The organism is uncultured Williamsia sp., from assembly GCF_947494875.1.
GTDB lineage: Bacteria > Actinomycetota > Actinomycetes > Mycobacteriales > Mycobacteriaceae > Williamsia_A.
This window is the reverse complement of record NZ_CANLWM010000001.1, coordinates 736,732-751,860: the sequence shown is the minus strand read 5'-3', so window position 1 is coordinate 751,860 and position 15,129 is coordinate 736,732. Positions and strand designations below refer to the sequence as shown.

Genomic DNA, 15,129 nt, shown 5'->3' with positions numbered 1-15,129 from the left:
GGTGAGGCCCTATGACGGCCCAGTTCGGCGACGCCGCCGAGGACGGCGTACCCGCCGCCCCAACGCGTCGTCGCTTCTGGTGGGTGCGCTGGGTGGCCCTGGCGCTCGTCGTCGTCGTGCTCACGGTCGAGGTGGTCCTCGTGTGGCCGAAACTCACCGAGGCGTGGCGGAGCATGGGCAGCCTCCACTGGTGGTGGGTCGTGGCCTGCATCGTGGCGTCCGGGTTCTCGATGGACAGCTTCGCGCAGGTGCAGCGCGCGTTGCTGCGCTCCGCGGGTGTGCGGGTGTCACAGATGAAGTCGCTGGCGGTCGTGCTCGCCGCGAACTCCGTGAGCCAGACGATGCCCGGAGGCAACGTCCTCGCCCCCGCCTTCACCTACCGACAGACCCGGAAGTGGGGTGCGTCGCCGGTCGTCGCGTCGTGGCAGGTCGTCATGTCGGGTCTGTTGATGGGCGTCGGCCTGGCCGTGCTCGGCATCGGCGGCGCACTGCTCGCCGGCGCGAAGACCAGCCCGTTCTCGGTCATCTTCTCCATCGGCGGCTTCCTCGCGTTCGTCATCCTCGCCCAGTACATCGCCTCCCACCCCGAGATGATGAAGTCGATCGGGACCCGGACGCTGTACGCGGTCAACAACATGCGCGACAAGGACCACGAGCACGGGGTGGCCCGCTGGCACGAGATCGTCGACCAGCTGCGCGCGGTCCAGCTCACCGGCAAGGACACCTCGATCGCCTTCGGGTGGTCTCTGTTCAACTGGCTCGCCGACGTCGCCTGCCTCGCCTTCGCCTGTTACGCCGTCGGCGGTGAGCCCGGCATCGCCGGTCTGGCGGTCGCCTACGCGGCCGGCAAGGCCGTCGGCACCGCGTTCCCGCTGCTGCCGGGCGGGCTCGGCGTCGTCGACGCGGTCCTGGTCCCCGCGCTCACCTCGGCCGGCATGGGCGCGGGCGAGGCCGTCACCGCCGTCCTCGTCTACCGGCTCATCAGCTACCTGCTCGTGGCGCTCGTCGGCTGGATCGTCATCGCGGTGATGTTCCGACAGGCCCTGTCCGACACCGACGCCGAGCTCGACGCCGAGGTGCACGCCGACGCCACAGGGGCACCGGACGCTCCTCCGGCCCCCGTCACCGACGACCCCGACCCACCCGACGACCGACCGGGGCGGACATGACCCGCGGACGGGTGGTCGCGCTCGCCGCCGTCGCCGACGTGGTCGCCGTCCTCGTCTTCGTCGTCATCGGCCGGATCAACCACGACGACGGCCTGACGATCACCGGGATCCTCTCGACACTGTGGCCGTTCCTCGCCGGCACCGCGGTCGGGTGGTCGGTCGGTTACGTCGTCGCGCACGTGCACACCGATCAGATCGGCGCACCCCACTTCCGACCCGAACGGGTGGTCCCCGACGGGGTCATCACGTGGATCTGCACCGTCGCGATCGGGATGGTGCTGCGGGACCAGTTCGGTCAGGGCATCGCGGTGAGCTTCATCGTCGTCGCGTCGATCGTCCTCGGCCTGTTCCTGCTCGGATGGCGCGGATTACGCCGTCCCGCAGGTCGTCTCGTCTCCGCGCGCTCCGCACGCTGACGCGGCGAGCAGATAATCGCTGGCGTGACCGACGCCCACCCTCTAGCGTCGCCCGACGTGCTGTCCCGATCGGTCACGACGACATCTCTCGACTTCCGTCTCCCCGACGGCACGGTCGTGTTCGACGACGTCTCGACCACCCTGGCCGGGCACCACGTGGGCGTCGTGGGCGCGAACGGCGCCGGCAAGACCACGTTCGTCCGCCTGCTCACCGGCGACCTGACGCCCACCGATGGCACCGTCGACCGCCCGTCGACCGTCGGACTCGTCCCCCAGGACATCACCCTGCGATCGGCCGTCGCCGTCGACGAGCTGATCGGGATCGCACCGGTCCGCGCCGCGCTGCACCGGATCGAGCGCGGCGCCGCCGACGAGTCGGATCATGCTGCGCTCGAGGGCAACTGGGACGTCGAGGAGCGCGCGGTCGCACTGTTCGGGCAGCTCGGCCTCGCACGGCTCGTCGCGACCCCGGGCGACCTGTCCCGCGTGGTCGACACGTTGTCCGGCGGCGAGGCGACGCTCGTCGCGGTGATCGGCGCCGTGCTCGCGGCCCCCGAGCTCCTCGTCCTCGACGAACCGACCAACAACCTCGACCCGCGTGCCCGTGGCCTGCTCCTCGACGCGATCGACCGGTTCGACGGGCAGGTGATCACCGTCAGTCACGACCGTGACCTCCTCGACCGCGTCGATGCCGTCGCCGAGGTCCGTGACGGCGACATCCGCGTGATCAGCGGGGGTTACGCCCATTTCGAGGCGGTGCTCGCCGCGGAGCAGGAGCGCGCCCGCGAGGTGCTGGCCGCGGCCCGCAACGACGAGGCCCGACAGAAGCGGGAGCTGACCGAGTCCCAGACCGTCGTCGCGCACCGTCAGCGCTACGGCCGGAAGATGTACGCACAGAAGCGTGAACCGAAGATCGTGATGCAGCAGCGCAAGCGGTCGGCGCAGGAGTCGGCCGCGAAACTGACCGGGGGACATCGTCGTCGGCTCGACGAGGCCCGCGAGACCGCGGCGAGCGCCGCCGACGCCGTTCGCGACGACCGGACCGTCCGGGTCGATCTCCCCGACACCGAGGTGCATCCCGGACAGGTCGTCCTGCCGCCGACGCGGTTCGCCTTACCCGGTGGGACCGTCGAGGTGGGGATCGTCGGACCTGAACGGATCGTGCTCCGCGGGCGCAACGGCGCGGGCAAGACCACTCTCATCGACCACCTCGTCGCTGCGCCGCCGCAGGTGCCCACCGGTGTGCTGCCCCAGGTCCTCGACGGCCTGGACCCCGACGCGAGTCCCTACGACCTGGTTGCCGCCGTCAGCGGTGACCGCAGCGCCGAGCATCGGCGAGCCGGCCTGGCGCGACTGCTGTTCCGCGGCCACGACGCCGACCGTCCGTGCCGGGACCTGTCCGGCGGTGAGCGGGTCCGCGCCGCGCTGGCGGTGGCGCTGTTGTCGTCACCGGCGCCCCGACTGCTCGTCCTCGACGAGCCCACCAACAACGTCGACATCCCGACCCGTGACCATCTCGCGCAGGCGCTGGCCGACTTCCGGGGCGCCCTCGTCGTCGTCAGTCACGACGAGCGGTTCGTCGAGGCGCTCGGGACCACCCGCGAGATCGACCTCGACCGGGTCTGATCAGCGCTGACGCAGGTACTTCTGGACCACCTGGAGTGCCGCCGAGCCGGACTTCTCGCCGGCGCAGTGCACGACGATGACCTGTCCGCGGGTGATGCCGACGAACCATCCCGGCCCCTGCGGTCCGTTGGTGCCGACGAGGGCCCTCAGGTCGGGGGCGCCGGTGAGGTCGCTCGCGTCGCCGGTCGCCGCCGTCGTCCGCATCGCCGCGGCGATCCGGGCACCGATCGCCGGGTCGATGGGGCCGAGGTCGCCCCCGCGGACGGTGGTGGTGGTGCCCCGCACGAACGTCGGTGCGACACCGGCCATCCGCGCGATCGCGACGCCGAGTGCGCCCATCGACAGCGCCGACACCTGTGGGGCGGAGTCGAGGCCGGCGGCCGAGACCGTCGCGCGGTTGGTCGCTGCCGCGGTCACACCGGGCACGGTGTAGTCGACGCCGAGACCCAGCGAGTGGAGGGCCTTCTCACCGGCGTCCCGGTCGTCGCCGGTGGTCGCGGCGATCGCACCGAGCACGGGGTCGAGTGTGGAGCCGGGTGTGACGGCGTTGTCGAGGTCGGCCCCCGCCGCGTCGGCGGCGTCGTTGTTCGCCGCGGCGACGATCGCCCCGGACTTCGCGTCGAGCACGAGCATGGTCGCCGGCTGCGCCACGTCGACGACGGAGGCGTTCACGGTGAGCTGCATCGGCTGGGAGATCGTGGTGGAGAAGCTGGGGGCGGGAGGGCCCTGCTCGCCCGTGAGACGGGTGATCCCGCCGTCGGCGCCGACACGCTGCACCGCCCACCCCGACGTGGCGTCACGCAGCGCCTGCCAGTACGCCGCCGTCGACTCCGCCAGGGGCGACTCGATCCGACGGTCGGTGGTCAGCAGGGTCATCGTGCGGCTCACCGAGACGCCGGGGACCGAGGCGGGATCGCCGTCGAGCACCTGCATGTCCGAGTCACGGAGCGCGACGACCGTCGTCGGCTTGCCGCCGGACGCAGCGACGCGTTGCGTGATGACGGGTGCGGTGACGAGCGGCGCGATGGGCGCGATGACCGCGGCGAGGCGGCGGATGCTCGCGGCACGGTCACGGGTCGCGGTCGGGTCGAACACGACGTCGGTGAGTCCCTGCGGGGTCATCCAGGGCTTGCGGGCGGTGTCCAGGACGGCGGGCGCCGGCGTCGCGTCGGTGCGGACCAGGCGCAGCGAACCGCCGTTCTGTAGTCCCGGCGCGAGGACCGTCGGGTCCCACTGGATCCGCCAGCCCGACGACAGTTTCCGCGCGGTGCCGGTCGTCGACGTCGCATAGCTGCGGCCGTCACCGAGATCCCACCGGTAGTCCAGGCCGTAGTCGGCGGTGCCGTCGGAGTACTCGACCGGCTTGGTGACACGGACGGACACCGACTGCGCGTGCATGCCGGTGAGGGTGGCGGCGATGGTCGGTGCGGCCTGCCCCGGAGCCGAGGTGAGCGCGGCCGCACGGGCGGCATCCTGCGCGTCGAGTGCCGCGCCGAAGTCGGCCAGCATGCGCTGCGACCCGGAGACGGGCTGGTCGGAGAACACCCCACACGAGGCGAGCACGAGTACGCCGCTGACCACCGTGGCCGCGGCCACGCGCGAACGAAGGGAGGAGAACACCATCACGACACCGGACCCGTCACCCGGTGTAGTCCACTCGTCTCAGGTCACGGATGACACCGTTGGTGTTTTCGATTCGCTCACGATCGGGTCACGATCGGATGTACGGCCGTCAGCCAGATCGACGCGGGCACAGCGTCTTTCCGAGAGACACTACCCCGTCCACGTCCCGTCGGCTCCCGGTCCGTGCGGGCGCGCCGTCGCGGTGCCAGGATGGGCGGGGTGAGTGCACCCACCGACACAGCCCGTCCTTCCGGAATCGACCTGCGCTGGGTCGACTCCGGCGTCCGCGCCCAGGACGACCTGTACGCCCACGTGAACGGCGTGTGGATCGCCGAGCACGAGATCCCCGCCGACCGGCCGATCGACGGGTCGTTCCTCACCCTGCGTGATCGCGCCGAGGCCGACGTCCGCGACATCGTCGTCGAGTGCGCCGGCTCCGACGCCGAGCCCGGCACCGACGCGCAGCGGATCGGCGACCTCTACACCTCCTTCATGGACACCGACCGCATCGAGGCGCTCGGACTCGACCCGATCCGCTCCGACCTCGACCGCGTCGCCGGGGTGGGCTCCACCGAGGAATTCGCCGAGGTGGTCGGCGAACTGCAGCGGCGCGGGGCCGGCGGCGCGATCGGCTTCTACGTCGACACCGACTCGAAGAAGTCCGACCGCTATCTCGTCCATCTCGGCCAGTCGGGGATCGGCCTGCCCGACGAGTCGTACTACCGCGAGGAGAAGCACGCCGAGACCCGCAGCGGGTACGTCGCGCACATCGAGCGCATGTTCTCTCTCGTCGGGATCGACGACGCCGCCGGGCGTGCCGCGACCGTGCTGGACCTGGAGACGGCCATCGCGTCGCACCATTGGGACGTCGTCAGGCGCCGCGACGCCGACCTCACCTACAACCTGCTCACCCACGACGAGCTGGTCGAGAGTGCCGGCGCGTTCGACGTCGCGGCGTGGCTGCGGGGCCTGGGCGTCACCGACGACGCCGTGTTCGCCGAGGTGGTCGTGCGGCAGCCGTCCTTCGTCGAGGGTCTCGGAGCCCTCGTCGCCGATCGGCCGCTCACGGACTGGATCGCCTGGCTGCAGTGGCGACTCGTCCACTCCTCCGCGCCGTACCTGACGTCGGCGGTCGTCGACGAGAACTTCGCGTTCTACGGACGCACGCTGTCAGGGACACCCGAGATCCGTGAGCGGTGGAAGCGCGGGGTCGGCCTGGTGGAGGCAGCGGTCGGGTTCGCCGTCGGGAAGCTCTACGTCGAGCGGCATTTCCCGCCCGCCGCGAAGGCCCGGATGGACGAGCTCATCGCGAACCTCGTCGAGGCCTACCGCCGCAACATCAGCGACCTGGACTGGATGAGCCCGGCGACCCGGGAGCGGGCGCTGGCCAAGCTCGACAAGTTCACCCCCAAGATCGGCTACCCCGCGGCCTGGCGCGACTACTCGGGCCTGGAGATCCGGTCCGACGACCTCGTCGGGAACGTCACGCGCGCATCGGCGTTCGAACAGGACCGCGAGTTCGCCAAGATCGGCGGTCCCGTCGACCGCGACGAGTGGTTCATGACGCCGCAGACGGTGAACGCCTACTACAACCCCGGGATGAACGAGATCGTCTTCCCGGCGGCCATCCTGCAGCCGCCGTTCTTCGATCCCGACGCCGACGACGCCGCCAATTACGGCGGCATCGGCGCGGTCATCGGGCACGAGATCGGTCACGGCTTCGACGACCAGGGCGCCAAGTACGACGGCGACGGCAACCTCGTCGACTGGTGGACCGACGACGACCGCACCGAGTTCGGCAAACGGACCCGGTCGCTGATCGAGCAGTACGACACCTTCACCCCGGCCGGCCTGGACCCGTCGCACACGGTCAACGGCGAGTTCACGATCGGCGAGAACATCGGCGACCTCGGTGGGCTGTCGATCTCCTTGGCCGCGTACCGGATCGCGACCGAGGGGACCGAGCCGCCGGTGGTCGACGGGCTGACCGGGCTGCAGCGGGTCTTCTTCGGGTGGGCGCAGGTCTGGCGGACGAAGACTCGCGAGGCCGAGGCGATCCGTCGGCTGTCGATCGACCCGCATTCCCCGCCGGAGTTCCGCTGCAACGGGGTCGTCCGCAACATCGACGCGTTCTACGACGCGTTCGACGTGGCCGAGGGTGACCACCTGTACCTCGAGCCGGGGCAGCGCGTCCGCATCTGGTGATGGCCCGGCTACGGTGAGTCCGACTTCCCGCCCACACCGGGGGCGGGATCGGACAGCGAGGTGGACCCATCATGGCCGCAACCACGATCCTCGGGGCGTCGCTCGCCGTCGTCGGACCGCTGCACTACGTGGCGCCCGAGAAGTTCGAGTCGTTCACCGCGACCGCTTTCCCCGACGACACCCGCACCTGGGTGCTGCGCCACGGGGCGATCGAGACCGGCCTCGGGCTCGGTCTGTTGGTCCCCGCCACCCGCAAGCTCGCCCTCGCCGGCCTGGTCGCGTACGGAGCGCACCTCGGCTACCACGCGTACCGCACGTTGGCGTCCTGACCAGCATTTCGAGTACTCCCACCGCGCGTGCGGTATCTGGTGGCTAGAATCCTGCCACCGACATCTGGCGCAGGTGTCCGCCGGTGGGCTCTCGCGGCCCGGGCGTCGAGCGGTGAAAGGAGCTGCTGCGATGAACGACCCCGGTCTCTCTAACCAGTCTCGATTGCACGGACAGGCGGCCGCGTGACGGCGCAGTCGGAATCCCGGGGCGAGGTGTTCCACTCGGACCTCCTCGACCACGGGTCGCAGGATCCGCCCCCGTCGACGCCCGCACTCCCGGCGCAGATGGCCGACCTGGCCCGCCGGCTCCGGTCGGAGAGCCGGGACACCGAGACGATCCTGCGCGCCATCTGCGCGGCGGCGGTCGAGTCGATCCCGAGCGCCGAGTACGCGAGCATCACACTCGTCGAGAACAGGTCGACGATCACCAGCCCGGTGCTCATCGGGAACCTGGCCGCCGACTCCGACCGTCTCCAGGCGGAACTGCACGAGGGGCCCTGCGTGACGTCGGCTCTGCAGTCCGACACCGTCGTCATCGACGACATGCGCTCCGACGACCGCTGGCCGCGGTTCAGCGCGGCTGCGGCCGACCTCGGCATCCGGTCGATGCTCTGTTTCTGCCTCTACGTCGAAGGGGACAGCTTCGGCGCGTTGAACCTGCACAGCACTCGCGTGAACGCCTTCGACGACGAGTCGCGGTCGATCGGCAGCCTGTTCGCCGCGCACGCCGCGATCGCGTTCTCCTCGGTCCGCGAGAAGGAGCAGATTCGTTCCGCACTGACCAACCGCGACGTCATCGGGCAGGCCAAGGGCATGCTGATGGAGCGTTATTCGCTCTCCGCCGACGACGCGTTCCAACTCCTCGCGCGGCTGTCGCAGGACTCCAACACCAAACTCGCCGACGTGGCGCTGCAGGTGGTGGAGGCCGGACCGGGCCAGTAGGCCGGTCAGCTCCGCAGGAACGCGAGCACGGTCGCCTCGAAGGCCTCCTTGGCCTCGATCATCACCCAGTGTCCGCACCGCGGGAAGACGTGCAGCTGCGCGTCGGGGATGAGGCGCATCGGGACCAGCGCCATGTCCGGTGGGCTGACACGGTCGTCGCGACCCCAGGTGAGCAGGGTCGGACACGCGACCTTGTGCATCGTCGCCCAATAGGGCGGTGCGTCCGAGGCGGCGAGGAACTCCTGCTGCATCGCGAAAGCCGCTGAGCCGTACATGGTCTCACCGGTCCTGCGAGCGTCGGGGTGCGTCGCCGCCTCCCAGCGTTCCTCGATGAGCTCGTCGGTGACGAGGGACTTGTCGTAGACCATCGACCGGAGCCAGCGGACGAGGCGGTCGCGGTCGGGGTCGTCGGCGAATTCCTGCAGCAGTTGCAGGCCCTCTGTCGGCTGCGGGCTGAACAGATTCGCACCCACACCGCCGATCGTGACCAGCTTGCTGACGAGCTCGGGCTTGCGGATCGCGAGGTTGACGCCGACGACGCCGCCCATGGAGTTGCCGATCATCGCGGCCGAGGGGATCCCGAGGCCCTTCATGAAGGCGTTGACGGACTTGCCGGCGTCGAGGACCGGCATGCCACCCCACGGATCACTGACGCCGAACCCGGGGAACTCCAGGACGAAGGTGTGGAAGTGCTCGGCGAAGACACCGAGATTGCCGCGGTAGTTACGCCAGCCCGTGACACCGGGCCCGGACCCGTGCAGGAGGATCAGCGACGGCGCATCGGGGCTGCCGGCCTCGTGGTAGCGGAGCGTGCCCTGGTCGGTGGTGAGTTCACGACGGGTGTCTTCATAGGTGACGTCCACCCCGACAGACTAGAACGTGTTCTAGCCGGTCGGTGAGACGGTGCCATGGCGGAGGACCACTTCCTGGACGGAGTCCGGTTCGGCAGACTGAGCGGGTGACCGATTCCTCGACCACGGTGACCCGGCAGGCCCGCTCCGGCGAACGCACCGTCGTCGCCGACGTCCTGGCAGAGGCCTTCGCCGACGATCCCGTCGTGCGGTGGATCTTCCGCGACGACGACCCCGGCCGGTACTTCCGGGTGGCCGCCCGCCACGAGCACTGTTCCCCCGACGCCGCTGACCTGCGATTCGACGGAGATCGGGCCGTCGGTGCCGCACTGTGGGATCCGCCGTCGTTCCGCGCCCCGCTCCGCCACCGGCTGCTCCTGCTCCCGTCGCTCCTCCTGGCGATGCGCCCGAGTGCGGCCGGACGCGGGTCCACGGCGACACAACTGATGCTGAAGCACCGGCCGAAGAAACCGCACTGGTACCTCGCGCAACTCGGTGCCGTCGAGCCGGGCCGTGGTCACGGTTCCGCGCTGCTCCGGCACCGCCTGCCCACGATCAGCGGGCCTGCCTACCTGGAGAGCAGCAACATCCGCAACGTGCCCCTCTACGAGCGCCACGGTTTCGTGGTCACCGGAGAGATGACCCTGCCCGACGGAGGCCCCACCCTCTTAGCGATGTGGCGGGAGGGCTGACCTCACAGCCGACTGTGTCAGCGGATGGCTGACGGCTCGCGGTCGGTCGCGCGGGTGAATCTGTAGGCCCTGAGGTCGAATCGTCGGCTGCTCCAGATGGTCTCGAGTGTCGTCGACGCGCGGAACGGCACGTCGCCGTGGTCGTCGAAGTAGTAGCTGTTGGCCGACCCGCACCCACCCTGGAAGAAGACCTGGTTGCCGCGGCGCGCCAGCATCGACCGCAGGTACTCGGCGTTGGCGTCCTCGGAGACCTCGACGCGGGTCGCGCCGACCGAGCGGGCGCGGTCCAGACATCGGACGATGTGCCTGCTCTGGGTCTCGATGAGGTTGAAGTAGGAGGACCCGTTGTAGGCGTAGGGCCCGAGGATGGAGAAGAGGTTCGGGAACCCGGGCACGCTCACGCCGTGAAACGCCTGGAGTCGGTTCTGCGACCAGAACCCGTCGAGATCCCGGCCGCCGACCCCGCGGACGTCGAAAGGCGGCATGTTGCCCTTCTCGAAGACCTTGAAGCCCGTCGCGAGGACCAGGACGTCGCACTCGTGGAGCACACCGTCCGCGGTCCGGATCCCGCCCGCCTCGATCCGGTCGATCGACGACGTCTCGAGGGCCACGTTCGACCGGTTGAACGTCGGGAGGTAGGCGTTCGAGAAGCTGGGACGTTTGCAGCCCATCGCGTAACGCGGCGTCAGCTTGTCGCGGGTCGCCGGGTCGGCCACGGTGCGTCGCAGGTAGGCCCGGGCCAGTTTCTCGCCTGCCGTCGCGATCGGGACCACGCCGTTGAAGTGGGCCGGCAGGGGGAAATTGACCTCGACGAACGCCGGCGACACGGTACGGGCGACGCGGCGCGCGCCGGGGATCCGGGCGAGTGCGGTGCGCACGACGCCGGGGATCGGCGCGTCGGGCTTGGGCATGCACCAGATCGGGGTGCGCTGGAAGACGGTGAGATGGTCTGCGACCTCGGCGATCTCCGGGATCGCCTGCACCGCAGAGGCACCCGTGCCGATGACCGCCACCCGACGGCCGCAGAGATCGAGGGAGTGATCCCAGCGCGCCGTGTGCAGCACGTCGCCCGCGAAATCGTCCACGCCGGGGATGTCGGGGCGCTTGGGCTGGGTGAGGACGCCGGTTGCGCTGACCACGTACCGCGTGGTGATGGTGTCCCCGGATCCGGTCCGCAACGTCCACAGGTCGGACGACTCGTCGAACTCTGCCTCGACGACGCGGGTGTTCAGCCGGGTGCGGTCGGTGACGCGGAATCGCTGCGCGACGTCGTCGGCATACCGCTTCAGTTCGCGACCCGGGGCGTAGATCCGGGACCAGTCGGTCCGCTGGTCGAAGGAGAACTGGTAGCTGAACGACGGGATGTCGACGCCGACGCCGGGGTAGGTGTTCCAGTGCCACGCCCCGCCGAGACCGTCACCGTCCTCCACCAGCAGGTAGTCCGAGAACCCCGCGCGGTCGAGGAGGATCGCGGCGCCGATGCCGGAGAACCCGCCTCCGACGATGACGATCTCGTGGTCGGGGGTCCTGACGGTGCCATCCATGGATGTAAGTATCCCCGACGGCAGTGCCGACTGTGTGGAAACCGCCGCCGAGTGTGTTGACCACTACGGTGCCGACTGTGTGGAAACCGCCGTCGAGTGTGCGGCGTCGTCGACACACCGCACCTTCCGCTGCCAGCACACTCGATGGTCGTTTCCACCCAGTCAGCGCACAGAAGCGGCCCGGCTCCCATCGGGAACCGGGCCGCTTGGCTGGTCTGAGATCAGCTCAGATCAGTACTTCTCACCCTTGCCGGCCTTGTCGACCAGCGACTGCGGCGGCTCGAAGTGGCTGCCGTACTTCGACGCCAGGTCGCGAGCCCGGTCGACGAAGCCCTGCAGGCCGCCCTCGTACTGGTTGATGTACTGCACGACACCACCGGTCCACGCCGGGAACCCGATCCCGAAGATGGAGCCGATGTTGGCGTCGGGCACGGAGGTGATGACACCCTCGTCGAAGCACTTCACCGTCTCCAGCGCCTCGGCGAAGAGCATGCGCTCCACCATGTCCTGGAACGGGATCTGCGTGCTGCCCGACTTGTACTGGTCGCGCAGACCGTTCCACAGACCGGTGCGCTTGCCGTTCTCGTCGTACTCGTAGAAGCCCTTGCCGGCGGTCTTGCCGTCGCGGCCCTGCTCCAACAGCCAGTCGACGACCGCGAACGACCCGTGGTCGGGGTAGTCCTTGCCCTCGGCCTTCGCCGCGGCAGCGGTCTCGTTGCGGATCTTCTGCATCAGGCCGAGCTTCAGCTCGTCCGAGAGCTGCAGCGGCGCAGCCGGATAGCCCGCCTGCTGACCGGCCTGCTCGATGAAGGCCGGCTCGACGCCCTCACCGACGGCCGCGATGGCCTCGTTGATGAACGTACCGATCACACGCGAGGTGAAGAAGCCGCGGCTGTCGTTGACGACGATCGGGGTCTTCTTGATCGCGAGCGTGTAGTCGATGACCTTGGCCAGCACCGCATCCGAGGTCTTGGCACCACGGATGATCTCCACCAGCGGCATCTTGTCGACCGGGGAGAAGAAGTGGATGCCGATGAAGTCGTCGGCACGCTTCACGCCCTCGGCGAGCGAGGTGATGGGCAGCGTCGAGGTGTTCGAGCCGAGGACGGCGTCGGGCTCGACGATGTCCTCGATCTCCTGGAACACCTTGTGCTTCACCTCGACCGACTCGAAGGCGGCCTCGATGACGAGGTCGACGCCCGCGAAGTCCTGCGGGTCCACGGTCGGGTGGATGCGGGCGAGCAGCTCGTCGGACTTCTCCTGCGTGGTCTTGCCACGCTTGAGTGCCTTCTCCTCGAGCTTCTCCGAATAGTTCTTGCCACGCTTGGCCGCGTCGATGTCGATGTCCTTGAGGACGACGTCCATCCCGGCCTTTGCCGAGACGTACGCGATGGCCGCACCCATCATCCCGGCGCCGATCACGCCGACCTTCTTGGCGGTGTACTTGTCGTAGCCGTCAGGCCGTGAGCCGCCACCGTTGATGTGCTGCAGATCGAAGAAGAACGCCTTGATCATGTTCTGCGCGACCTGGCCGGTCACGAGCGACACGAAGTAGCGAGACTCGATCTTGGCGGCGGTCTCGATGTCGACCATCGCGCCCTCGACCGCGGCGGCGAGGATCGCACGCGGTGCCGGCATCGGGGCACCCTTGAGCTGGCGGCGCAGGATCGCCGGCATGGCCGGGAGGAACTGCGCGACCGACGGGCTCGACGGCGACCCACCGGGGATCTTGTACCCGTCGGTGTCCCACGGCTGCTTGGCATCCGGGTTCTCCGACAGCCACTTCTTCGCGGCGGGGAGGAGCTCCTCCACCGAGCCCACGACCTCGTCGACCAGTCCGGTCTCCTTGGCCTGCGCCGGCTTCATGCGCGGTCCCTGCAGCAGCACGTTCATCAGGGCGTTCTGGATGCCGAGCATGCGGACCGTGCGGACGACTCCGCCACCGCCGGGGAGCAGACCGAGGGTGACCTCGGGCAGACCGATGGAGCTGCCCCGCACGTCCGCGGCGATGCGGTGGTGGGTGGCGAGCGCCAGCTCGAGGCCGCCGCCGAGCGCGGCGCCGTTGATGGCGGAGACGATCGGCTTCCCGAAGGTCTCCAGACGACGCAGGTTGACCTTGAGCTCGTTGACGCGGTTCGTGATCTCCGTGGCGATCTGGACCTTGTCCTTGTCGCCGCGGTCGCTCGACATGTCCTTCAGGTCGCCACCGGCGAAGAAGGTCTTCTTCGCCGAGGTGAGCACGACACCGGTGATGTCGTCCTTCTCGGCCTCGAGCCGCTCCACCGTCGCGGCGAGCGACTCGTGGAACAGGTCGTTCATGGTGTTGGCGCCCTGGTTGGGGTCGTCCATGGTGAGTACGACGACGCCGTCGGCGTCCTTCTCCCACGCGATCATGTTGTCACTCATGTGTTCTCGGATTCTCCTGTGAGGACGGGCGCGTCAGACGCGTTCGATGATGGTCGCGACGCCCATGCCGCCACCGATGCAGAGGGTGATCAGGCCGTAGCGGCCGCCGGAGCGCTCGAGCTCGTCGACGACGGTGCCGAGGATCATCGCGCCGGTCGCGCCGAGCGGGTGGCCCATCGCGATCGCGCCACCGTTGACGTTGGTCTTCTCGTGCGGGATCTTCAGATCCTTCATCCACTTGAGGACGACCGAGGCGAACGCCTCGTTCAGCTCGAACACGTCGATGTCGTCGACGGTCAGGCCGGCCTTCTTCAGCACGAGCTCGGTGGCCGGGGTGGGCCCGGTGAGCATGATCGTGGGGTCGGAACCGGTCTGCGCGGTGGCGACGATGCGCGCACGCGGCGTCAGGCCGGCCTTCTTCCCCGCCTCCTCGGTGCCGATGAGGACCAGTGCGGCGCCGTCGACGATGCCGGAGCTGTTGCCGCCGGTGTGGACGTGGTTCACCTTCTCGACGCTGTAGTACTTCTGCTTCGCGACCTCGTCGAAGCCGGCCATCTCGGCCAGACCCGCGAAGGCGGGCTTGAGCTTGCCGAGCTGCTCCACCGTGGTGCCCGGGCGGCGGTGCTCGTCGTGGTCGAGGACGAGGACGCCGTTCATGTCCTTCACCGGCACGACGGACTTCGCGAAGTACCCGGCCGACCACGCCGCCTCGGCACGGTTCTGCGACTCGACGGCGTAGGCGTCGACGTCGTCACGGCTGAAGCCCTCGAGGGTGGCGATCAGGTCGGCACCGATGCCCTGCGGGGCGATGTAGAGGTCGTACGCGGTGGCCGGGTCCTGGAACATCGCGCCGCCGTCGGAGCCCATGGGCACACGCGACATCGACTCGACACCACCGGCGATGACCAGCTGGTCCCACCCGGACGCGACCTTCTGGGCAGCGAGGTTGCTCGCCTCCAGACCGGAGGCGCAGAAGCGGTTGATCTGGGTGCCGGGGACGGTGTCGGGCAGGCCGGCGACGAGCGCCGCGGTCCGCGAGATCACGGCGCCCTGCTCACCGACCGGCGACACGACGCCGAGGACGACGTCGTCGATGTCTTCGGGGTCGATGTCGGGGAAGCGGGTGCGGAGCTCGGTGATGAGGCCGGCGACGAGGTCGACGGGCTTGGTGCCGTGCAGCGATCCACCGCGCTGCTTGCCACGCGGCGTACGGATCGCCTCGTAGATGAATGCGTCACTCATGGACGGGTCCTTTCACATCGGTGCCCGTAGGCTAACGCGCGCTAACTTACGCCGCCATACCCGGTGCTCACAAGGTTCATCGAT

At 69.3% G+C, this 15,129-nt stretch carries 12 protein-coding genes; 7 read left to right on the top strand and 5 right to left on the bottom strand.

The features are described 5' to 3' along the window. Window positions 1–11: 11 nt before the first annotated feature. The 3 genes from Q1A98_RS03695 to Q1A98_RS03685 are packed head-to-tail and all read left to right on the top strand — an operon-like array spanning window position 12 to window position 3,211. Window positions 12–1,169, top strand: coding sequence for a YbhN family protein (locus Q1A98_RS03695; RefSeq protein ID WP_299569958.1), 1,158 nt, complete (start codon window positions 12–14; stop codon window positions 1,167–1,169). Next, window positions 1,166–1,585 carry a DUF3054 domain-containing protein gene (locus Q1A98_RS03690; protein WP_299569956.1) on the top strand — a complete coding sequence of 140 codons (420 nt, stop codon included), beginning with the start codon at window positions 1,166–1,168 and terminating at the stop codon, window positions 1,583–1,585. Before Q1A98_RS03695 ends, Q1A98_RS03690 begins: the two co-directional genes overlap by 4 nt. Window positions 1,586–1,609: 24 nt before the next feature. Then, window positions 1,610–3,211: an ATP-binding cassette domain-containing protein gene (locus Q1A98_RS03685; RefSeq protein ID WP_299569954.1), complete on the top strand. Its 1,602-nt coding sequence runs from the start codon at window positions 1,610–1,612 to the stop codon at window positions 3,209–3,211. Here the strand turns inward: Q1A98_RS03685 and Q1A98_RS03680 are convergent, their stop codons facing one another. Next, on the bottom strand, window positions 3,212–4,834 hold the full coding sequence (locus Q1A98_RS03680) for an NTF2-like N-terminal transpeptidase domain-containing protein (protein WP_299569953.1): 1,623 nt from the start codon (window positions 4,832–4,834) through the stop codon (window positions 3,212–3,214). Window positions 4,835–5,044: 210 nt separating this feature from the next. Here Q1A98_RS03680 and Q1A98_RS03675 point away from each other — a divergent pair, with 210 nt between their 5' ends. The 3 genes from Q1A98_RS03675 to Q1A98_RS03665 all read left to right on the top strand — a co-directional run bounded on the left by Q1A98_RS03675 (window position 5,045) and on the right by Q1A98_RS03665 (window position 8,310). Further along, a complete protein-coding gene (locus tag Q1A98_RS03675) occupies window positions 5,045–7,039 on the top strand; it encodes a M13 family metallopeptidase (RefSeq protein WP_299569952.1) in 1,995 nt (664 codons plus the stop codon). Between the two features lie 71 nt (window positions 7,040–7,110). Next, complete coding sequence (locus Q1A98_RS03670) at window positions 7,111–7,368, top strand: hypothetical protein (RefSeq protein WP_299569951.1); 258 nt, start codon at window positions 7,111–7,113, stop codon at window positions 7,366–7,368. Window positions 7,369–7,653: 285 nt separating this feature from the next. Then, complete coding sequence (locus Q1A98_RS03665) at window positions 7,654–8,310, top strand: GAF and ANTAR domain-containing protein (RefSeq protein ID WP_299570550.1); 657 nt, start codon at window positions 7,654–7,656, stop codon at window positions 8,308–8,310. Between the two features lie 5 nt (window positions 8,311–8,315). On the opposite strand, the gene Q1A98_RS03660 is transcribed toward Q1A98_RS03665, so the two are convergent. Next, window positions 8,316–9,173, bottom strand: coding sequence for an alpha/beta fold hydrolase (locus tag Q1A98_RS03660; RefSeq protein WP_299569950.1), 858 nt, complete (start codon window positions 9,171–9,173; stop codon window positions 8,316–8,318). A 116-nt stretch (window positions 9,174–9,289) separates the two neighbouring features. Here Q1A98_RS03660 and Q1A98_RS03655 point away from each other — a divergent pair, with 116 nt between their 5' ends. Next, the gene (locus tag Q1A98_RS03655; RefSeq protein ID WP_366943348.1) at window positions 9,290–9,853 is read left to right on the top strand and encodes a GNAT family N-acetyltransferase; all 564 of its coding nucleotides are present in this window, start codon (window positions 9,290–9,292) and stop codon (window positions 9,851–9,853) included. A 17-nt stretch (window positions 9,854–9,870) separates the two neighbouring features. On the opposite strand, the gene Q1A98_RS03650 is transcribed toward Q1A98_RS03655, so the two are convergent. The 3 genes from Q1A98_RS03650 to Q1A98_RS03640 all read right to left on the bottom strand — a co-directional run bounded on the left by Q1A98_RS03650 (window position 9,871) and on the right by Q1A98_RS03640 (window position 15,045). Beyond that, the gene (locus Q1A98_RS03650) at window positions 9,871–11,397 is read right to left on the bottom strand and encodes an NAD(P)/FAD-dependent oxidoreductase (protein WP_299569947.1); all 1,527 of its coding nucleotides are present in this window, start codon (window positions 11,395–11,397) and stop codon (window positions 9,871–9,873) included. A gap of 231 nt (window positions 11,398–11,628) precedes the next feature. Next, window positions 11,629–13,803, bottom strand: a complete 2,175-nt coding sequence (locus Q1A98_RS03645; RefSeq protein WP_299569946.1) for a 3-hydroxyacyl-CoA dehydrogenase NAD-binding domain-containing protein — start codon at window positions 13,801–13,803, stop codon at window positions 11,629–11,631. A gap of 33 nt (window positions 13,804–13,836) precedes the next feature. Next, entirely contained in the window at window positions 13,837–15,045 is a 1,209-nt protein-coding gene (locus tag Q1A98_RS03640) for an acetyl-CoA C-acetyltransferase (protein WP_299569944.1), read from the bottom strand. Between the last annotated feature and the right edge of the window lie 84 nt (window positions 15,046–15,129).